Annotated in this window: 15 protein-coding genes and 1 tRNA gene; 13 read left to right on the forward strand and 3 right to left on the reverse strand. The window is 63.9% G+C overall.

Annotated elements, in window-relative coordinates; all coding sequences use genetic code 11:
- Nucleotides 1-10: 10 nt before the first annotated feature.
- The 7 genes from AAG591_RS02625 to AAG591_RS02655 all read left to right on the forward strand — a co-directional run bounded on the left by AAG591_RS02625 (nucleotide 11) and on the right by AAG591_RS02655 (nucleotide 10,484).
- Entirely contained in the window at nucleotides 11-2,449 is a 2,439-nt protein-coding gene (locus AAG591_RS02625; protein WP_342529391.1) for a VirB4 family type IV secretion/conjugal transfer ATPase, read from the forward strand.
- Nucleotides 2,446-3,633 (forward strand): TrbL/VirB6 family protein, encoded by a 1,188-nt coding sequence (locus AAG591_RS02630; protein WP_342529392.1) that lies wholly within the window; start codon nucleotides 2,446-2,448, stop codon nucleotides 3,631-3,633. The genes AAG591_RS02625 and AAG591_RS02630 overlap by 4 nt, the downstream gene beginning before the upstream one ends.
- The gene (locus AAG591_RS02635; RefSeq protein ID WP_342529393.1) at nucleotides 3,630-4,409 is read left to right on the forward strand and encodes a TrbG/VirB9 family P-type conjugative transfer protein; all 780 of its coding nucleotides are present in this window, start codon (nucleotides 3,630-3,632) and stop codon (nucleotides 4,407-4,409) included. Before AAG591_RS02630 ends, AAG591_RS02635 begins: the two co-directional genes overlap by 4 nt.
- Before the next feature lie 39 nt (nucleotides 4,410-4,448).
- Nucleotides 4,449-5,585 carry a TraB/TrbI/VirB10 family type IV secretion system protein gene (locus AAG591_RS02640; RefSeq protein ID WP_342529394.1) on the forward strand — a complete coding sequence of 379 codons (1,137 nt, stop codon included), beginning with the start codon at nucleotides 4,449-4,451 and terminating at the stop codon, nucleotides 5,583-5,585.
- A gap of 28 nt (nucleotides 5,586-5,613) precedes the next feature.
- Nucleotides 5,614-6,639 carry a P-type DNA transfer ATPase VirB11 gene (gene virB11, locus AAG591_RS02645; RefSeq protein ID WP_342529971.1) on the forward strand — a complete coding sequence of 342 codons (1,026 nt, stop codon included), beginning with the start codon at nucleotides 5,614-5,616 and terminating at the stop codon, nucleotides 6,637-6,639.
- A gap of 126 nt (nucleotides 6,640-6,765) precedes the next feature.
- On the forward strand, nucleotides 6,766-8,916 hold the full coding sequence (locus tag AAG591_RS02650) for an RNA degradosome polyphosphate kinase (RefSeq protein ID WP_342529395.1): 2,151 nt from the start codon (nucleotides 6,766-6,768) through the stop codon (nucleotides 8,914-8,916).
- A complete protein-coding gene (locus tag AAG591_RS02655) occupies nucleotides 8,916-10,484 on the forward strand; it encodes a Ppx/GppA phosphatase family protein (RefSeq protein ID WP_342529396.1) in 1,569 nt (522 codons plus the stop codon). The genes AAG591_RS02650 and AAG591_RS02655 overlap by 1 nt, the downstream gene beginning before the upstream one ends.
- On the opposite strand, the gene AAG591_RS02660 is transcribed toward AAG591_RS02655, so the two are convergent.
- The gene (locus tag AAG591_RS02660) at nucleotides 10,485-11,225 is read right to left on the reverse strand and encodes a queuosine precursor transporter (protein WP_342529398.1); all 741 of its coding nucleotides are present in this window, start codon (nucleotides 11,223-11,225) and stop codon (nucleotides 10,485-10,487) included. It lies immediately after the preceding gene.
- A 77-nt stretch (nucleotides 11,226-11,302) separates the two neighbouring features.
- Here AAG591_RS02660 and AAG591_RS02665 point away from each other — a divergent pair.
- The 4 genes from AAG591_RS02665 to folE all read left to right on the forward strand — a co-directional run bounded on the left by AAG591_RS02665 (nucleotide 11,303) and on the right by folE (nucleotide 14,122).
- Nucleotides 11,303-11,379: transfer RNA gene (locus AAG591_RS02665), tRNA-Arg, on the forward strand.
- Nucleotides 11,380-11,469: 90 nt separating this feature from the next.
- Nucleotides 11,470-11,961: a hemerythrin domain-containing protein gene (locus tag AAG591_RS02670; protein WP_342529399.1), complete on the forward strand. Its 492-nt coding sequence runs from the start codon at nucleotides 11,470-11,472 to the stop codon at nucleotides 11,959-11,961.
- Nucleotides 11,961-13,517 carry a phospholipase D-like domain-containing protein gene (locus tag AAG591_RS02675; RefSeq protein ID WP_342529400.1) on the forward strand — a complete coding sequence of 519 codons (1,557 nt, stop codon included), beginning with the start codon at nucleotides 11,961-11,963 and terminating at the stop codon, nucleotides 13,515-13,517. Before AAG591_RS02670 ends, AAG591_RS02675 begins: the two co-directional genes overlap by 1 nt.
- Nucleotides 13,514-14,122, forward strand: a complete 609-nt coding sequence (folE, locus tag AAG591_RS02680; RefSeq protein ID WP_342529401.1) for a GTP cyclohydrolase I FolE — start codon at nucleotides 13,514-13,516, stop codon at nucleotides 14,120-14,122. Before AAG591_RS02675 ends, folE begins: the two co-directional genes overlap by 4 nt.
- Before the next feature lie 30 nt (nucleotides 14,123-14,152).
- Here folE and AAG591_RS02685 read toward each other — a convergent pair whose 3' ends face one another.
- Nucleotides 14,153-14,782, reverse strand: coding sequence for a TetR/AcrR family transcriptional regulator (locus AAG591_RS02685; protein WP_342529402.1), 630 nt, complete (start codon nucleotides 14,780-14,782; stop codon nucleotides 14,153-14,155).
- A gap of 112 nt (nucleotides 14,783-14,894) precedes the next feature.
- Here AAG591_RS02685 and AAG591_RS02690 point away from each other — a divergent pair, with 112 nt between their 5' ends.
- Complete coding sequence (locus AAG591_RS02690) at nucleotides 14,895-17,318, forward strand: TonB-dependent receptor (protein ID WP_342529404.1); 2,424 nt, start codon at nucleotides 14,895-14,897, stop codon at nucleotides 17,316-17,318.
- Nucleotides 17,319-17,397: 79 nt separating this feature from the next.
- Here the strand turns inward: AAG591_RS02690 and AAG591_RS02695 are convergent, their stop codons facing one another.
- Nucleotides 17,398-17,877: a peroxiredoxin gene (locus AAG591_RS02695; RefSeq protein WP_342529406.1), complete on the reverse strand. Its 480-nt coding sequence runs from the start codon at nucleotides 17,875-17,877 to the stop codon at nucleotides 17,398-17,400.
- A 333-nt stretch (nucleotides 17,878-18,210) separates the two neighbouring features.
- Between AAG591_RS02695 and ahcY the strand changes: the two genes are divergently transcribed.
- Nucleotides 18,211-19,602: an adenosylhomocysteinase gene (gene ahcY / locus AAG591_RS02700; RefSeq protein WP_342529407.1), complete on the forward strand. Its 1,392-nt coding sequence runs from the start codon at nucleotides 18,211-18,213 to the stop codon at nucleotides 19,600-19,602.
- Nucleotides 19,603-19,660: the final 58 nt, after the last annotated feature.

The following is a 19,660-nucleotide window of genomic DNA, read 5'->3' on the forward strand; positions in this document are numbered from 1 at the left end:
GGGTCGACGCATGAGCAAATGGAAAGGAGCCGCCGCCTGGAGCGCGAAGGAAGCCCGCGTTGGCGACCGGCTGCCCTATGCGCGTCTCGTAGACGAGAACACGCTGCTGCTGCGCGACGGCTCGCTTCTCACCGCGTTGCAGGTGCCCGGCCTGCTGTTCGAGACCGAGGATACTGAAGCTCTCAACGCCCATGCCGCGACGCGCGAGGTGATGCTGCGCTCGACGCTCGACAGCCGCTTCGTGATGTACCACCACGTCATCCGGCGGCGGGTCGAGGTGGAGCTGGACGCTGAATTTTCCGACCCGCTCGCGCGCCATATCGACGCGCGGTGGAAGGAACGGCTGGGTTCGGGATCGCTGTTCATCAACGACCAGTTCGTCACGCTGATCCGTCGTCCCGCGCGCGGCAAGGCGGGCTGGGTGGAAAAGGCGAGCAAGGCGCTCAACGCGCGCAAGAAGGACGCGGTCGAGGTCGACCCGAAGGATTTGCGCAGCCTGCGTGCTGCGGCGACCGGCCTTGTTGCCTCGCTACAACCTTACGGCGCGGCGCTGCTGGGCAACTATATCGGGCCGAAGGGCTTCGAAAACTCCGAAATCCTCGAATTGCTGTCGGCCCTCTACAATGGCGAGATGCGGCCCGTCCGCCGCCCCGCCGAGGATCGCGACATCGGCCATTTCCTGCCCTACCGGCGCGCCAGCTTCGGGCTCGACGCAATGGAATTGCGTGGCAGTGGCGAGCCCGATTTCGCCTCGATCCTTAGCCTCAAGGACTATCCCGACGCGACGAGCCCGGGCCTGCTCGATAGCTTGCTCAGGCTGCCCTACGAAATGGTCGTTTCGGAAAGCTATGCGCCATCGGAACGCACCACCGCACGCGAGCGGATGGATCTCGCGATCCGGCGGCTACGCTCGGTCGACGAGGAAGCGCAGGCCGAACGCGCCGACATGCTCGCGGCGCGCGATGCGCTGGGCAACGGGGCGGTCGGCTTCGGAGATCACCACCTGACGGTACTTGTGCGCGAACGCACGCTTCCGCGGCTCGACGACGCGACCGCCGCCTGCTCCGCCGCGCTGGCGGATACCGGCGCCATCGTGGTGCGCGAGGATACCAATCTGGAGCCGGCGTTCTGGGCGCAGTTTCCCGGCAACGAGCACTATATCGTGCGCCGCGCGATGATCAGCTCGGCCAATATGGCAAGCTTCGGTTCGCTGCACGGTTTCGCGCTGGGCCAGGCCGATGGGAACCACTGGGGCGAAGCGGTGACGCTGCTGGAAACCACCAGCGCGACGCCGTTCTTCTTCAACTTCCACAATGGCGATCTGGGCAATTTCTCGGTCATCGGGCCGTCGGGGTCGGGCAAGACCGTGGTGATGAACTTCCTCGCCGCGCAGGCGCAGAAGTTCAATCCGCGCACGGTGCTGTTCGACAAGGATCGCGGCGCGGAGCTGTTCGTGCGCGGGATCGGCGGGCGCTACGACCGGATCTATGCGGGCGAACCATCGGGGTTCAATCCGCTCGCACTGCCCGATACGCCCGCCAACCGCGCCTTCCTGCGCGACTGGCTGGGCGTGATGCTGAAGGCCGAGGGGCCCGAGGAACTGCAGACCGTCAGCCACGCAGTCGACGCGGCGTACGAGAACGATGCGAGCCTGCGCCGCCTGCGCAATTTCCGCGAACTGCTGAGCGGCACGCGGCGCCCCGAACCGGGCGACCTCGCGGATCGCCTCTCCGCATGGATCCATGGCGGCGAATATGCCTGGCTGTTCGACAACGAGACCGACGAGCTCGATCTGAACCGCAAGACACTCGGCTTCGACATGACCGCGCTGCTTGAGAACCCACGCCTGCGCACGCCGACCATGATGTACCTGTTCCACCGGATCGAGGAGCGGCTCGACGGCGAGCCGACCATGATCCTGATCGACGAGGGCTGGAAGGCGCTCGACGACGAGGTCTTCGCCGCACGCATTCGCGACTGGCTCAAGACTTTGCGGAAACGCAACGCGCTGGTCGGGTTCGCCACGCAAAGCGCGCGCGATGCGCTGGAAAGCCGCATTTCCACTGCGCTGGTCGAGCAGACCGCGACGATGGTGTTCATGCCCAACAGCCGCGCACGGCCCGAGGATTATTGCGATGGCTTCGGCCTGACGAGCCATGAACTCGCGCTGATCCGCACGCTGCCCGCGCACAGCCGCTGCTTCCTGGTCCGCCAGCCCGATGCGAGCGTGGTGGTACGGCTCGACCTGTCGAATGCGCCTGAAGTCCTCACGATCCTGTCGGGTCGGGAAAGCAGCGTGCGCCGGCTCGATCTGCTGCGCGAAGCGGTGGGTGACAATCCGGCAGACTGGTTCCCCGCGCTCACCGGCCATGCGTGGCCAGGCGAGAAGAGCGACGGCCCTTCGGATGATGAAGGCGCGCTGCTGCCGTTCAAGCAGGCTGCCGAATGAACGCCTCCGGAACCTGCCAACTGGCGATGTCCGAAGCCGCAGGCGGTGTCGCCGCCGCTCTGCAGGCGGTCAATTGCGTAGCCGCCGAAGTCACCGGGGCAACCTTCGGGCGGTTGTTCGCCCCGGGTGGCGCGCTTGTCACGGCGCTGACCATCATGCTGACGCTGTACGTCGCGTTCTTCGCGATCCAGCTCGTCACCGGGCGGAGCACGCTCGGCGTCAGCACGCTGACCCCGAAGATGTTGCGCATCGGACTGGTGCTGACCTTCGTCACCAGCTGGATCGCCTATCAGGCGGTGTTCTGGAACATCTTCGTCCTCGGCCCCGACTGGCTCGCGGGAATTCTCACCGGAGACGACGGCTCGGCGACGCAGACCTTTGCGACGAAGGTGGATACGGTCTTCACTGCAGTTCAGCAGGCATCGCAGGGGAAGGAGGATATCGAGACCTTCTCCCCCGCAGGGATGATGTGGATGGGTGCGCTGCTGTTCATGCTCGGCACGGTGGGCGTGTTGGTGACCGCGCGCATTGCGCTTGCGCTGCTGGTGGCGCTCGGCCCGATCTTCCTGGTGCTGGCGCTGTTCGACGGGACACGCGGGCTCTTCGTGGGCTGGCTGAAGGGGCTCACCATGATGGCGATGACCCCGCTGTTTGCGGTGCTGGGCGGGTCGATCATGCTTGAGATGTCGATCCCCGTCCTGTCGGCCCTGAATGCGATGCCGGGTGATATTCCCGCTCGTGCCGCAATGGCATTCTTCATGATCGGCGCGGTGCATGTCGCGCTGATGGTGATGGTGCTGAAGGTGATGGGCACCGTCGTGGGCGGATGGCAGGTCTTCGGCCTCGCCAGAAGCGATAGCGACAGCGGGCGGAGCGGGCGTTCCACGAGCGCAGCCGCTCCTGCACCTCCCGTGCAAAGCGTGTACAATTCGGCCAACGGATCGCAGCCCGCGCAATCGAGTGCCGCACGCCGGACCGCTGTGGTCGCCGCCACCCCGCCGATGGCCGCCAACGATTCCGGCGGTGCATCCGCCGGAGCGGGCGGCGCCCGCGTGACGAAGGTCTACGCGACCTCTTCAGGCAATGGTCAGGGCGGCGAAACTAGCAAGGCCGCATCGCGCACCACGGGGCTTGGTTCCCGCTTCAAGGCTGCGCCTGCACGCCAGACGGAGAAAGTGAAATGATCCGCGCGATTATGCCCGCGCTCGCCTGTATCGCACTGCTCGGCGCGAGCCCTTCGCTCGCCAATGATCCGCGACTTGTCGAACGGATGTACGATCCCGACGAGGTGATCCTCGTCCAGGGCAAGACCGATGTTCAGGCGATGATCCAGTTCGGCGACGATGAAGCGATAGAGAATGTCGCGATCGGCGATTCCGCTGCGTGGCAGGTGAGCCCGAACCAGCGCGCGAACCTCTTGTTCGTCAAACCGCTCGAACCGAGCGCGAAGACCAACATGACCGTGGTCACCAATCGCCACACCTATCTCTTCGATCTGGTCGCAAGTCCGCGTGCCAAGCCGCTGTATGTGCTGCGCTTTACCTATCCCGAGCCTCCGCCAGAGGAAAAGGACGAACAGCTCGCCGAGGATGCGCCCGCGGTGCCCAATTCGCTGGAACTGGCGGCTGCGCAGGATCCGCTTGCGGTGGTCGACCCGGCAATGCTCAATTTCAAATGGGTGGCGCAGGGCGAGCGTTCGCTCCAGCCCGACGAGGTGTTCGACGATGGCCGTTCTACCTACCTGCGTTGGGAGCAGGATCGCCCCGTTCCGGCGATCCTGATCGAGAATTACGAAGGCGACGAAGGGCCGGTCAATTCGACCGTGCGCGGCGATACGGTTATCGTCGATGGCGTCCCCAGGCAGATTATCCTGCGCTCGGGTCGCGAAAAAGCCATACTGGTAAACAATGGTCCTGCCCGCGCGACCGCGGCCAGCGGGCCGGTCAACGGCGGCCGCTAGGCACGCCGACACAAGGGAAGCGAAGATATGCGCCTCGCGATGAAAATGCCGCCCAAGAAGGGCCCTGTAGACAGCGACTCCGCACGCGACGATGATCCGCGCGAGAGCGAGAGCGCGGAGATCATCGATCTCGCCAGCCGAAGTGCCTTTCCAGCAGTCGCGCGGAAGAAGGGCGGCGGCGATACGATGGGCATGGTCGCAGGGATCGCGATCGTCGCCGCATTGGGCCTCGTGACCCTATGGAGCATGAGCAGCGCACGTCTCGATTCCGATAAGGCTGGGGACGCCGGGCAGGCGCAGCCGACACCCGCGACCGATACCGCTCAGGTGAATGTCGATCCGGCCACGGTCGCTTCTCCCGTAGCCGCTCCGCAACAAACGGTCGTGCGCGTCGATCCGTCCCCGCAGCCGGTCTACGCCAATCCGCCTGGGGTCGCGGTGGGCGTGGCCAGCAATCCGTACAACAGCCCGTCGCTGGTGTTCGATTCGACCGGCAAGGCGGTGGCATCCGTGCCGACGGCAGCCTTGCCGGAAGGTGCCGCGACGACGCCGGGCGGCAACGTCTCCGTCGGCGGTTCGGCTGCCGATTTCGCGAGCCGTGTCGGCGGGGTGGGCGGGACGACCGCGCAGGCCAAGCCGCTCAGCAATCCGGCAACAACGGTGACGGAGGGCACCCTTATCCCTGCGGTTCTCGAAACTGCGATCGACACCGATGTGCCCGGCTTCGTGCGTGCCGTGGTGAGCCAGGATGTGAAGAGCTTCGATGGCAAGAACGTGCTGGTCCCGCGCTCCAGCCGTCTTATCGGCCAGTACCAGTCGGGCCTTCAGGCGGGCCAGAAGCGCGCGTACGTGATCTGGACGCGCGTGATCCGGCCCGATGGCGTCAGCGTGAACCTGCAATCGCCAGGCGTTGGGTTCGACGGGAAGACGGGTTTGCCCGGCGATGTCGACAGCCGCTTCTTCCAGCGGTTCGGCTCCGCCATGCTGCTCTCCGTAATCGGCGGCCTCTCGGCCATCGGCAGCGGCGGCGCGTCGCTGATCATCGGGGGCGGCGGCCAGGCTGCGGCGGCCACGGCGGCAGAACAGGATGGCAAGCTGGGCCCTGTGGTGCGGGTCCGCGCCGGCGAGCCGATCCGGGTCTTCACCGCGCGCGATCTCGACTTTTCCGGGGTCTGAGCCCTTGGCCGAGGCCGATCCGCAGCGCGTGGGCGCCGACGTCCAGCCGCTGAAGACCGCGGAGCCGCGCTCCGCGCAGGCGCGCGAACGCAGCGTCTATCTCGAAGCATACCTCGCGCCGTTCCGGGAATGGCTGGACCGCGACACGGTCACCGAGATCATCGTCAATCGGCCCGGCGAGGTGTGGATCGAAGACGCAGCGCAGCCCGGCGGGATGCAGCGGATCGAAACCCCCACAATTACCGACGTGCTCGTCCAGCGCCTGGCCGAACAGGTCGCGCGGGTCAGCCATCAGGGCATCAACCGCGAACATCCGCTGCTCGGCGCGACGCTGCCCGATGGCGCGCGCGTGCAATTCTGCGGCCCGCCCGCGAGCCGCAAGCACTGGGTGATGGCGATACGCCGCCACCGCCGGCTCGACCTGCCGCTCGACGCCTACGACACCGGCCCACTGCAAAAGCGCGCGCATCCGCCGATGCCCGACCCGCAGGCTGAACCGATCGCGTTCCTGCGCGAGGCGATCCTCCAGCGGCAGACCATCCTGATCTCCGGCGGTACCAGCACCGGCAAGACCACCTTCCTCAACGCGATGCTGGGCGAAATCCCGAAGGATCAGCGCGTGGTGCTGGTCGAGGATACGCCCGAACTCAAACTTCCAGGCGAGAACGGCGTGGGGCTGGTCGCCGTGAAGGGCGAGCTGGGCGAGGCGAAAGTCACGGCGAACGAGCTGTTGCAGGCCGCGCTCCGCCTTCGTCCCGACCGGATCGTGCTCGGCGAGTTGCGCGGCGCCGAGAGCGTCAGCTTCCTGCGTGCGATCAACACCGGGCATCCGGGCAGTTTTTCGACGGTCCATGCCAACTCTCTGGCTGGCGCTCTCGAACAATTATCGCTGATGGTCATGCAGACCGGGATCGGCCTGACCCGGCCCGATATCATCGCCTATGCCGCCAGCGTGATCGACGTGATCGTCCAGCTTGGGCGCGGGGCCGATGGAAAGCGCGGGATTGCCGAGATCGCGCGCAGTCAGGATCTGTTGAAATCGGGCGACTGGTAGGATCGCCGGGGCCAAAAGCGGGGTGGTCTGCCTCGCGCACAATGGCTAGAGGCTGCCACCGATCGCGCGCTCGCTTGCGGGTGCCGGAACACCTTTGCGATGCCAGTTGGGGCGAAAGCTGACACGATGGAATTCCCGTTGAGCGCCAATGCGAGCCGCGAACACAGTGCGCGATTCTTCAATCGTGAATTGAGCTGGCTGGCCTTCAACGATCGCGTTCTCGCCGAGGCATGCAACACCGATTATCCGCTGCTCGAACGGCTGCGTTTCCTGTCGATCTCGGGCAGCAATCTCGACGAATTCATGATGATCCGGGTCGCCGGCCTCGTCGGTCAGGTCCAGCGCGGGATTGAAAAGCCCTCCATCGACGGGCTCACCCCGACCCAGCAGCTTGCCGAAGTGCGCGAGCGCCTGGGTGCGCTGAGTGGCCGGCAGCAGGAGATTTTCAGCGACCTGCGCGAGATGCTGGCCGATTCAGGCATCCACATGGCCGACGACCGCCGGATTGGGCAGGAGGCGCACGAGTGGCTGCGCCAGCATTTCCTCGACGAGATCATGCCGGTGATTACCCCGCAGGCGCTCGACCCGGGTCACCCGTTTCCCTTCATCTCAAACGAAGGGTTGGGCGTGCTGTTCACCGTCCGCCGGCAGGAGATCAAGGCGAACGAAACCGAAGAACTGGTGGAAATGGTGCTGATCCCTTCGGCGCTCCCCCGGTTCCTGCGCGTGCCGGGCGACGAGGCGATCTACATCGGGATCGAGAACCTGATCACCCGATTTGCCGAGCACTTGTTCCCCGGGTTCGAAATGCGCGGCAGCGGCGTCTTCCGGGTGTTGCGCGACAGCGATATCGAAATCGAGGAAGAGGCGGAGGATCTGGTGCGCACCTTCCGCAGCGCGATTCAGCGGCGGCGGCGTGGGCAGGTGATCCAGCTGGAGCTGGAAGAGCAGTTCGACCCCACGGCAGAGGCGCTGCTGCGCGAAAGGCTGGCGACGCCCGGAGCATCCGTCGTGAAGATCGACGGTATGCTGGGCATGTCGGGTCTGTCCGACATCGTGAAGGAAGATCGGCCCGACCTCAAATTCGATGCCTATTCGCCGCGCTATCCCGAGCGGGTTCGCGAACACGATGGCGATTGTTTCGCAGCGATCCGGGAAAAGGACATCGTCGTCCACCACCCGTACGAAAGCTTCGACGTGGTGGTGGATTTCATCCGTCAGGCTGCTGCCGATCCCAACGTGGTCGCGATCAAGCAGGCGCTATATCGGGCCGGCACCCAATCCGAAGTGATCGAGGCGCTGGTCGAAGCGGCGGAGAACGGCAAGTCGGTGACCGCCGTGGTCGAGCTGAAGGCGCGCTTCGACGAGGAACAGAACCTTTACTGGGCGAACAAGCTGGAACGTGCCGGGGTGCAGGTTATCTACGGCTTCGTCGACTGGAAGACCCATGCCAAGGTCGCCATGGTCGTCCGGCGCGAGGAAGACGGATTTCGCACCTACTGTCATTTCGGCACTGGCAATTACCACCCGATCACAGCCAAGATTTACACCGATTTGAGCTACTTCACCGCCGATCCGCGGTTCGGGCGCGATGCGGCCAAGCTGTTCAATTTCGTCACCGGTTACGTCGAACCGCACGGCACCGAGATGCTCGGTATAAGCCCGGTCGACCTTCGGGAAAAACTCTACGAACGGATCGATGCGGAGGCGGAGGCTGCGCGGCAGGGCAAACCGTCGGGCATCTGGGCAAAGCTCAACCAGCTGACGGACGCCGGGATGATCGACCGGCTCTATGCGGCGAGCGAGGCGGGGGTCGAAATCCAGCTGGTCGTTCGCGGCATCTGCAATCTGCGGCCCGGAGTGCAGGGCCTGTCCGAAAATATCCGCGTGAAGTCGATCATTGGGCGCTTCCTGGAACACAGCCGCATCTATGCGTTCGCGAACGGGGCGCCGATCCCCGGCAAGCAGACGAGGGTGTATATCTCCAGCGCGGACATGATGGAACGCAACCTCGATCGGCGCGTCGAACAGCTTGTGCCGGTAGAGAATCAGACGGTCCACGATCAGGTACTGCAGCAGGTGCTGCTGGCAAACCTGCTCGACACCGAACGAAGCTGGATTCTCCAGCCGGATGGTACGTACGAACGGTCGGAACCCGGTAGCAAACCGTTTAATTGCCACCGCTATTTCATGACCAATCCGTCGCTATCCGGGCGCGGCGGTGCGCTGGAAGCGGGCGATGTGCCCAAGCTGGCATTTGCGCGAGGAGCAGCCTGATGGGACGCAAGAACAAGCACGATCGCGGACGCATCGCAGGCGCCGAGCCGCGCGGCGCGATCATCGATATCGGATCGAACACGGTAAGGCTGGTGATTTACGGCGGCCCGCCACGTGCCCCGGTGACGCTGTTCAACGAGAAAGTGACCGCTCGCCTCGGTCTCGACATCGACAAGAGCGGCCGGCTTGCAGACGAATCGGTCGCACTTGCGATGGCCGCGCTTGAGCGTTTTGCGCTGATATTGACCGATCTTGAAATTACCCGCGCCGATGCGGTCGCCACTGCCGCCGTGCGCGATGCGGAGAACGGCAAACAGTTCCTCAAGCGGGTGAAGTCGCTGGGCCTCGAACCGCGCCTGCTGAGCGGGCAGGACGAGGCGACCATCAGCGGCGAAGGCGTTCTCGGCGCATTTCCCGAAGCGCGGGGAATCGTGGCGGATCTTGGCGGCGGCAGCCTGGAACTGGTTCCCGTCGGCGATGGCGAAGTGGGCGAAGGATGCAGCCTGCCTGCGGGCACGCTGCGATTGCCAGGCATTGGCGGCGGAGATCGCGACAAGCTGCGCGACAAGCTGAAGAAGATGATCGCGAAGGACGCGCCATCGATGCCTGCGTCCGACGGCGATGCGGGCGATCTTTACCTGGTGGGCGGCACGTGGCGGGCGCTGGCGGCTTTCGCTCGCGACGAGCTGGGCTTCCCGCTCACCGATCCCCACGGCTTCACCATGAACCGCGAGCGTGCCACCGATCTGATCAAGACGCTGTCGAAGACCGATGTCGAGCAGATCAAGGCGAGCCCGAATGTGGCGGCTTCCCGTGCGGAGTTCCTTCCCGATGCGGTGCAGCTGCTCCATGTGTTGCTCAAGCAATACGATCCGCAACGGATTGTCATTTCAGCGTGGGGCCTGCGCGAAGGACTGATGATGCGGCAGCTGGACAAGTATCAGCTGGCGCAGGATCCCCTGCTGGCGGGCGTGGTCGAGTTCATCGAGAGCCGCAGCGCATCCCCCATGCAGGCGACCCGGGTTGCCGGTTGGACGGTGGAAACGGTCAGCTCGCTGCGTCCTGGTGCGGAGCGGCTGCGGCTTGCGGCGATCATGCTGGGTCTCGCGGCGATGCAGACGGAGCCGAACCTGCGGGTTTCGCAAGGTGTCGACTGGGCCTTCCAGAAGCGCTGGATTGCGATCTCACCCGAAGGCCGCGCCATGCTGGCAGCGGCGATCTGCGCCAACTCCAACGTGCTCGACCTGCCCGACACGATAACCGCTTTGGCGAGCAAGGACGCGGTCGAGGAAGCGATCACGTGGGGGCTGGGGCTGCGTCTGGCGCGCAGGCTGGGCGCGGGCTCGGCACGGTCGCTCGACGCGACTCGCCTGACGCGCGAAAAGAAGTCGCTCGTCCTCGCGATATCGAAGAGTCATGCTGCGCTTTATTCGCAGTCGGCGGAACGCGATCTGGCGTTGCTGGCGAACCACCTGGGGCTGGAGCCCAAGATGCGGGTGATGGGTGAGAAAAAGCTGCCCGAAAAGGGCGAGGTAGCGCTGCTGATCGACCAGCCCATCAAGGGGTAGCTAACCGGCCGTTCTATCGTGCGCAAAGGGTGAGAAGTCGGTGTCGGTGTCGAAAATCTCGATACCCTCGGCACGCTTGAGCCAATTGACCACGAGATACGTGAAGGGCGTCAACACCGCTTCCCATGCGGTCTTGATGAACCATTGGCCGAGCACGACCTGCCACAGAAGTTCAGGTGGCCATCCGGCGAGGCCATAGAAGGCGAGCGGATAGAAAATCAGGCTGTCGAGCCCCTGCCCGACGATCGTCGAGCCGATCGTGCGGGTCCATAGCGCCTTGCCTTTCGTCCAGACCTTCATCCGCGCGAGCACGTAGGAATTGGCGAATTCGCCGACCCAGAAGGCGATCATCGATGCCGCGACGATCCGCCAGGTGTTACCGAAGACCTTTTCGTAGGCCTCCTGCCCGTCCCACCCGGCGGCGGGGGGAAGCGAGACCACGGCCCACGCCATGAAGGCCATGAACAGGAGCGCGGCAAACCCGGTCCAGATCACTCGGCGCGCCCGGGCGTAGCCATACACCTCTGTCAGCACGTCGCCGATGATATAGCTGACCGGGAAGAACAGGACGCCGGCCCCGAATATGAAAACACCTTCGGGTGCGGGCCACCATCCTTCAGGCCAGAACGGGACGTTGACATAGCTTGGCTTTGAGGCGCCGATCAGGTTGGAAAGCAGCAGGATAGCGACAAAGGCCGCCATTACGCGGTCGTAGTGCTTGAAGCGTACAGGTTCACCCATCTGATCGCTTTCCCCCATGCCTTGCGCATAACCCGGTTTTGACGACGCGCAAAGATGGCTATGGGCGTCTCGCGTGCGCGCCCTTAGCTCAGTTGGATAGAGCACGGGACTTCTAATCCTGAGGCCGCAGGTTCGAATCCTGCAGGGCGCGCCAGCCCATCCGTAGATCCTGCTCCTGTGCAAGTGCGGAACCCGGACAAACGAGCGCTGTTGAGAATGCGAAGCCAGACAGGGATTCTACGCTATGACGACCGCGCAGGACATTTTCGACGAATTGAAGGCGGATCACGACCGTCACCGCAAGCTGCTCGATCAATTGCTCGAAACGCACGGCGACAGCCCTGAGCGCGAGCGTTTGTTCACCGAACTCACCAAGGAACTGAAGGGCCACGCCGCCGCAGAGGAGCAGGCCCTCTATTCGACGATGCTCCGAAAACCCGAAACGACCGACGAGACGCGCCATTCGGTTGCCGAACACCACGAGATCGACGAAGCACTCAACGATCTGGCCGCGACCGACATGTCCGAAGGTGGCTGGCTGCAGAAGTTCAAGAGCTTCGACCACCAGTACCGCCATCATATCGACGAGGAGGAGGAAGATCACTTCCCCGACTTCAAGAAGTACCTCGACGAGGCGGATGTGAAGCACATGGCACAGGTGTTTGAGCGGCGAAAAACGCAAGAGAAGGATGATGCCGAAGTGACCCCCGAAGCCCGCGAAGACGCCAAGGAATAGTGTCCACCAAGGGGGGCAGCGACGAACTCGACCGGGCGATAGCATCCGGTAAGGGGGAAGATGCGTCTGCCGAAAAAGGCATCTGGCGGTACGCCATCGCAGAAAAGATGACCGTCATCATCGATGGCGAGGACTACTTCGCGCACGTACACACAGCGATGTTCAATGCGCGCAAGCAGATCGTGCTTATCGGATGGGACTTCGACACGCGCATTTCGCTGATGCGCGGGGAGGAATGGGAGAACGGGAATGCCAAGCGGCCCAGCCGTCTGGGCGATTATCTCCCCTGGCTGGTGAAGGAGCACAAGGGGCTCGACATCCGCATCCTCAAATGGGGTCTGTCATGGGTCCAGTTCTTCAAGCGTGGGCGGATGGCCTACGATATCGCGCGCATGTGGATGGTCGATGGCATAAGCTTCCGGTTCGACAGCCACCATCCGCCAGCGTGCAGCCATCATCAGAAGATCGCGGTGTTCGATCGCGAGCTGGCGGTGTGCGGCGGTATCGACCTGACCTACGACAGGTGGGATACCCGCGACCACCTCGAAGACGATCCGCGCAGAACCAACTGGCCCGGCAATACCCATGGGCCGTGGCATGACATCACCGTCATGATGGAGGGGCCGATCGCGGGGGCACTGTTCGATCTGTGCGATACGCGCTGGCAGCTGGCCGGCGGCGATCCGCTCGCCCGGCCAGAGCCACCGGCTGCGAGCCCGTGGCCCGAGAAGCTCAAGACAGGTTTCGAGGATGTCGAGATCGGCCTGTCACGGACCCGCGCAGCCAATGGCGAAGTGACCGCGGTGTGCGAGGTGGAGGAGCTGTTCCTCGCCCACATCGCGCGGGCAAAGCGGCTCATCTACATAGAGAACCAGTATTTCACCTCGCGCAAGATTGCCGAGGCGATCGCCGCGCGGCTGGTCGAGGCGGACCCGCCCGAGATCGTGATGGTTCATCCGCGAAATGCCGATGGCTGGCTCGAACAGCAGGCGATGGATCATGCGCGCGATCTGATCTCCACCGCGGTCGAGGAGACCGATGGGAAGGATCGCTTCGAACTGTACGTTCCCTATACCGGCGACACCCCGATCTACGTTCATGCAAAGCTGATGATCGTCGACGACGAGATTCTCAGGATCGGTTCTGCCAACCTCAACAACCGCTCGCTCGGCCTCGATAGCGAATGCGACACCGTGCTCGACGCAACGCGTCCGCATAACGCCGGACGCGGGCTGGAAGAGCGCATCCGCGAGATTCGGGTCTCGCTGCTGGCCGAGCATTGCGGGGTGGACGAGGCGGAGATGCAGGCCGCGCTTGATGAGCACGGGACGATGCAGGGGGCGATCGCCGCGCTCGGGTCTTCGGGTCGTCGGCGCCTGCGGCCCTATGTCCCGCCCACCAAAAGCGAATTCCAGGAATGGCTCGCGGAATCGGGGATGCTCGACCCTGAAAGACCCTCGGGCATCCTGCGACCATTTGCGGAAGGCGGACTTTTCGGCAAAGGCGGACGCCTGAGACGCTTGCGCGACACGGCAAAGAGGAAATTGCTGAAATGAGTAGTCTGGTCGGACCGGATGAGGATGATCCCCGCGGAAAGCCGCCTGTGCCGGATGAGGTGCAAAATGCCGTTCGCACGCTGATCGAATGGGCTGGCGACGATCCCTCGCGCGAGGGGCTGCTCGATACGCCTGCGCGCGTCGCTCGCGCGTGGAAGGAATATTGCGTCGGCTACGAAGAGGACCCGGGTGTCCATCTCGATCGCGTGTTCGAGGAAGTCGGCGGCTATAACGACATCGTGCTGCTGAAGGACATCCCGTTCCAGTCGCATTGCGAACACCACATGGCGCCGATCATCGGCGTCGCGCATATTGCGTACCTGCCGACCGACTCGGTCGTCGGCATCTCGAAGCTGGCGCGCGTGCTGCATGGTTATGCCCGCCGGCTGCAGGTGCAGGAGAGGCTAACCGCCGAGGTCGCGCAGTGCATCTGGGACAAGCTGAAGCCCGAAGGGGTGGCTGTGGTGATCGAGGCGAGCCATGCCTGCATGACCGCGCGCGGTGTCCGCACGCCGGGCGTGACCATGGTCACCAGCCGGATGATGGGCGTATTCCGCGATGATGAGCGCAGCCGCGAGGAAGTGCTGGGCCTCATGGGCCATTAGGCGACGGCAGGGCGGCGCTGCGCTGTCCGCCTAGTTCTTGCTTCCAATCCCCTCGACGAGGATCGAGTTGGCCGCTTGCGCTGCGCGCTCAGCCTCGTCCGGAGCGTCTCCCTCCTGCGCCCACACGGCGTAGCGCAGGCCGAGAAATACGTTCATTCCCATGATTGCCCATGCATGCGCTTCTTCCAGGTCGTCGCGTAGCTGCCCGCCCTGCGCGCCGATACGGAGGCGCCCGAGAATGCGTTGTGCCGCTTCTTCATAATGCGCGCGGTAGCTTTCGGGCGCGACGAATTCGGCCTCGTCGATGATCCGGTAGATTTCCTTGTGCTCGCGCGCGAAGGCCAGGAAGGCGGCGAGTGCGGCGCGCTCGGTATCGAGGGCATCCATATCGCGCTCGGCGAGGCGCTGCGCTGCGGCCATGCGTACCCCATCGCTGAGGTCGCGGACCAGATCGCGGAAGATCGCCTCCTTGCTACCGAAGTATGTGTAAAAGCTGCCCAGCGCCACGCCCGCGCGCTGGGTGATGGAGGCGATCGACGCCTCATGAAATCCCCGTTCGCCAAACTCCGCCGTCGCTGCATCGAGGAGCTTGCGCCGCGTGCGCCGCCCACGTTCTGTGGCGGGTGGGGCGGGCGTCGTGTCAGTGTCCGTGCGTGCCATGATTGCCACTGCTTATGGAAACCGGGTGTTCCCTACAAGCAGTAACTTGAAACATGGTTCAGGTTTCAATATGGAACGGCCAATAAGAACGAATGGAGAGGGAATTTTGATCATGCGTAGCTCCAACAAGAGCGGATTCTGCCTGCGTGCGTGCCTGTTGGCGGGTGCGGGGCTGGCCGCGGTCACAGCAATGCCCGCCGCTGCACAGGATGTCGTGGTGGACGAAGATGCGCCGAGTGCGGACGCTGCGGGTGAGGGCGAAGGCAACTTCATCACGGTCACCGCCCGTCGGCGCGAGGAACGGCTGATCGACGTGCCAATCTCGGTCTCTTCGTTCAGCGGACAGCAGCTGGAGGAGCGCGGTGCGGTCGATATTACCGATATCGGCAATTACACGCCGAACGTGACGCTCGAGCCAAGTCGCGCGACCAACTCCACCCTCTCCGCCTTTATTCGCGGGATCGGCCAGCAGGATCCGGTTTCCGGCTTCGAGCAGGGCGTGGGCATCTATCTCGACGATGTCTACCTCAACCGCCCGCAGGCGGCGGTGCTGGAAATCTACGATGTCGAGCGGATCGAAGTTCTGCGCGGGCCGCAGGGCACGCTCTATGGCCGCAACACGATCGGCGGCGCGGTCAAGTATGTCACCCGCCGTCTGCCGCAGGAGCCCGCGCTGAAGGCCAAGGCGAGCTACGGCACGTATAATCTGGCCGAAGGCGTCGTGACCGCGTCCACCCCCATCAACGACATCGTACGTGTCGGCGGTTCGGTGGCGAGGCTTTCGCGCGGCGGGTTCGGCGACAACCTGACGCTGGGGACCGAAAACTACAACAAGGACATCTGGGCGGGCCGCGCCAGCGTCGAAATGGGCGGCTACGGCGAACCGGTGTTCCTGCGCATCCAGGGCGACTACACCAAGGATAAGAGCAACCCGCGCGGCGGGCATCGTGAAATCCCAAGCTTCATCGGCGGAGCTCCGGTCCTCGACAATGTCTACGATACGCGCGGCGGGCTCGTCGATCCGGCGCAGGACGTCGAATCCTACGGCCTGTCGATGCAGGGTGAGATCGATATGGGCGCCGGGCTCACGTTCCGCTCCATCTCCGCGTGGCGCAAGGACGACAGCAGCACGCCCATCGATTTCGATGCACTCGCCACCGTCGATTTCGACGTGCCGGGAATCTACCGGAACGAACAGCTCAGCCAGGAACTGCAGATCCTGTACGATAATGGCGGGCCGCTGACCGGCCTGATCGGTGCATATTACCTCGATGCGCAGGCCGACACGCTGTTCGAAAGCCGGCTCTACACCTCGCTGCCGACCCTGTTGCCGCAGCTCACCGGGTACACTGCGGCGCTGGTCGACACGGAAACCTATGCCGTCTTCGCCGATGCGACGATCGACCTTGCCGACCGGATTTCGCTGTCGGTCGGCGGGCGCTACACCTGGGATCGGCGCGATGCCGACATCACGAAGCAGAACTTCATCTTCGGTGGTTCCGGCGCCTTCGGCACGCGGGGGGTGGTGATCGGTACGGACACCGATTTTGTGGGATCGGCCGACTTCGAGAAGTTCACGCCGCGCGCCTCGATCAGCTTCATGCCGACGCCCGATCACAACCTGTATGCGAGCTATTCGAAGGGCTTCAAGGGCGGCGGGTTTGATCCGCGCGGGGTGGGCGCCAATGCGCCCGATCTCAACAGCGACTCGATCGTTTCAGACGACGAGGTCGCCGCCTTCCTCAGCTTCGAACCCGAAGAGGTCGACAGCTACGAGGTTGGGTACAAGGGCAGTCTCGCGGATGGCCGGGTCAACGTGGCAATCGCGGCCTTCTATGCCGACTACAAGAACGTCCAGATCCCCGGTTCGCAAGCCTGCGTGGTCAGCGGTGTCCCGACCTTCTGCGGTACCGTGACCAACGCCGGGAAGGCCAGCTTCAAGGGCGTTGAGTTCGAAGGCAGCGCCCGGCTGGGCGGCGGGTTCAACCTTTCGGGCATGCTGGGCTACATCGATGCGCAGTACGACGAGTACATCACCAATATCGGTGCCACGCCGACCGATGTGGCGCAGTTCCGCAAAGTGCAGAACACGCCCGAGTGGACCGGCAGCGCAACGCTGGCTTACAACGCCCCCGTCGGCGACGGCGATCTCTATGCCGGTGCGACGGTCAGCTATCGTGGCAAGACCTTCCAGTTCGAGGTGCCCAATCCCTTCCTCGACCAGAATGGCTACGCGCTGCTGAACGGCGATATCGTCTATACCCTGCCGGGCGGACGGATCACGGTCGGCGTGCATGGCAAGAACCTGCTGGACAAGCGCTACAGGACCTCGGGTTATCCGTATCTGGCGGCCGATCCGACGACTGGTACGCTTCTGACGGTAACGCCTGCGACGCAGACAGCGCTCGCCGGTACGTGCCCTGCCGGGAATTATCCTGTCGGCGGCTACTATCCGGCGCTGGGTTGCGAAGGCACGATGACCACGTTCTACGGCAACCCACGCGAAGTCTTCCTGACGGTGGGGTTCAAGCTCTGATCCCGGTCGCTACGTGACACGAAAAAGGGGCGCGCCTTCATTGCGAAGGCGCGCCCCTCTCTTTTGGGATAAGCGGGGCCTAGAGCTGGCCGAGCATGTGCTCCGCGCTCGAAACGCTGAAGTCGCCCGGCTGCTCGACGTTGAGTTTGCGCACTTCGCCGTCGTCGACGATCATCGAGTAGCGCTGGCTGCGCTTGCCCATGCCGAAGCCCGAGCCGTCCATGGTGAGGCCGATCGCTTCGGCGAACTCGCCATTGCCGTCGGCCAGCATGGTGATGTCTTCGCTGCCGTCGGCCTTCTTCCACGCGCCCATGACGAATGCGTCGTTGACAGAAATGCACGCGATCTCGTCGATGCCCTTGGCCTTCAGCTCGTCGGCCTTTTCGGCGAATCCGGGAAGGTGCTTGGCGGAACAGGTGGGCGTGAAAGCCCCCGGAACAGCGAACAGCGCAACCTTGCGCCCGGCGAAGAACTCGCGCGTATCGACGGACTCAGGCCCGCCTTCGGTTGCCTTGGTTAGCTTCACCTGAGGAATCTTGTCGCCTTCGGAAATCTTCATAGTCGTCGTCCCGGTTGGTTGGTGTGTCGCGTCCTGTGGCCTGACTGTCCTACCGGAGCAACACGAAAGCTGCGCCAGAGAGCGAAGGCCTCTATAATGATCTACGAACCGCACGCCCGATCTATCCCGCAAACCCGCCGATAATCGTCGACCGACCCGATGTGCCGCACCGTCCGTGGCAAGTGGAGCCGCCTCGGCGCTTGCACATATAAAGAAGTCTTTATATGGGGCGGGGCAAGGAGCGACTGGCCACCGGCCCGATCGCCCGCTGAAATATCCCCCGGGTTCCCTGCGCCGCCACGGCGTATGCCCATCACGACCCAAGGAGCATGCATGGCTACCCCCGCAAACATTATCGCAGACATCGGTCTGGCCGACTACGGCCGCAAGGAAATCGCGATCGCCGAAACCGAAATGCCCGGCCTGATGGCGCTGCGCGAACAGTATGGCGACAGCAAGCCCCTGAAGGGCGCGAAGATCGCCGGTTCGCTGCACATGACGATCCAGACCGCGGTTCTCATCGAAACGCTTGTCGCGCTGGGCGCAGACGTGCGCTGGACCACCTGCAACATCTATTCGACGCAGGATCACGCCGCCGCCGCGATCGCCGATCAGGGCATCCCGGTGTTCGCCGTGAAGGGCGAAACGCTGGCCGAATACTGGGACTACGTTGCCCACATCTTCGACTGGGGCGATGAGCCGTGCAACATGATCCTCGACGATGGCGGCGATGCGACCATGTTCGCGCTGTGGGGCGCACGGATCGAAGCGGGCGAGGAAATGCCCGCGCCGACCAACGAGGAAGAGCGCGAAATGCAGCGCGCCCTCAAGGCCTTCGTCGAGCGCAAGCCCGGCTACCTGACCAAGACGGTAGAAACCGTGCGCGGCGTTTCGGAAGAAACCACCACTGGCGTGAACCGCCTTTACCAGCTGTCGAAGGCAGGCAAGCTGCCGTTCCCGGCGATCAACGTGAACGACAGCGTCACCAAGTCGAAGTTCGACAACAAGTACGGCTGCAAGGAATCGCTGGTCGACGGCATTCGTCGCGGCACCGACGTGATGATGGCGGGCAAGGTCGCCTGCGTCGCGGGTTACGGCGATGTCGGCAAGGGCTCGGCAGCTTCGCTGGCCGGTGCCGGTGCGCGCGTGATGGTCACCGAGATCGACCCGATCTGCGCGCTGCAGGCGGCGATGGACGGCTACGAAGTCGTGACCATGGAAGATGCGACCAAGCGCGCCGACATCTTCGTCACGACCACCGGCAACAAGGACGTGATCACCGTCGATCACATGCGCGCCATGAAGGACATGGCGATCGTCGGCAACATCGGCCACTTCGATAACGAGATCCAGGTCGAAGGCCTCGCCAACATGAAGTGGACCGAGATCAAGCCGCAGGTCGACATGGTCGAATTCCCCGATGGCAAGCGCATCCTGCTGCTCTCGAAGGGCCGCCTCCTGAACCTCGGCAACGCGACCGGTCACCCCAGCTTCGTGATGAGCGCCAGCTTCACCAACCAGGTGCTCGCGCAGATCGAACTGTTCACCAAGGCGGGTGAATACGAGAACGCGGTCCACGTGCTGCCCAAGCACCTCGACGAAGAGGTCGCCGCGCTCCACCTCGCCAAGCTCAATGTGCGGCTGACCGAGCTGAGCAAGGAACAGGCCGACTACATCGGCGTGTCGCAGGAAGGCCCGTTCAAGCCCGAACATTATCGCTACTAATCGAGCGATTTATCCAAGGGCGGGGAAACTCGCCCCTCTTGCAGGCCCGGCGTGGTTG

Source organism: Citromicrobium bathyomarinum (genome assembly GCF_038594485.1).
GTDB classification, from domain to species: Bacteria; Pseudomonadota; Alphaproteobacteria; order Sphingomonadales; family Sphingomonadaceae; genus Alteriqipengyuania; species Alteriqipengyuania bathyomarina_A.

Coding starts and splice junctions, on each gene's coding strand:
- AAG591_RS02625 (WP_342529391.1), top strand. CDS start 11: ATGAGCAAATGGAAAGGAGCCGCCGCCTGGAGCGCGAAGGAAGCCCGC.
- AAG591_RS02630 (WP_342529392.1), top strand. CDS start 2,446: ATGAACGCCTCCGGAACCTGCCAACTGGCGATGTCCGAAGCCGCAGGC.
- AAG591_RS02635 (WP_342529393.1), top strand. CDS start 3,630: ATGATCCGCGCGATTATGCCCGCGCTCGCCTGTATCGCACTGCTCGGC.
- AAG591_RS02640 (WP_342529394.1), top strand. CDS start 4,449: ATGAAAATGCCGCCCAAGAAGGGCCCTGTAGACAGCGACTCCGCACGC.
- AAG591_RS02650 (WP_342529395.1), top strand. CDS start 6,766: ATGGAATTCCCGTTGAGCGCCAATGCGAGCCGCGAACACAGTGCGCGA.
- AAG591_RS02655 (WP_342529396.1), top strand. CDS start 8,916: ATGGGACGCAAGAACAAGCACGATCGCGGACGCATCGCAGGCGCCGAG.
- AAG591_RS02660 (WP_342529398.1), bottom strand. CDS start 11,225: ATGGGTGAACCTGTACGCTTCAAGCACTACGACCGCGTAATGGCGGCC.
- AAG591_RS02670 (WP_342529399.1), top strand. CDS start 11,470: ATGACGACCGCGCAGGACATTTTCGACGAATTGAAGGCGGATCACGAC.
- folE (WP_342529401.1), top strand. CDS start 13,514: ATGAGTAGTCTGGTCGGACCGGATGAGGATGATCCCCGCGGAAAGCCG.
- AAG591_RS02685 (WP_342529402.1), bottom strand. CDS start 14,782: ATGGCACGCACGGACACTGACACGACGCCCGCCCCACCCGCCACAGAA.
- AAG591_RS02690 (WP_342529404.1), top strand. CDS start 14,895: ATGCGTAGCTCCAACAAGAGCGGATTCTGCCTGCGTGCGTGCCTGTTG.
- AAG591_RS02695 (WP_342529406.1), bottom strand. CDS start 17,877: ATGAAGATTTCCGAAGGCGACAAGATTCCTCAGGTGAAGCTAACCAAG.
- ahcY (WP_342529407.1), top strand. CDS start 18,211: ATGGCTACCCCCGCAAACATTATCGCAGACATCGGTCTGGCCGACTAC.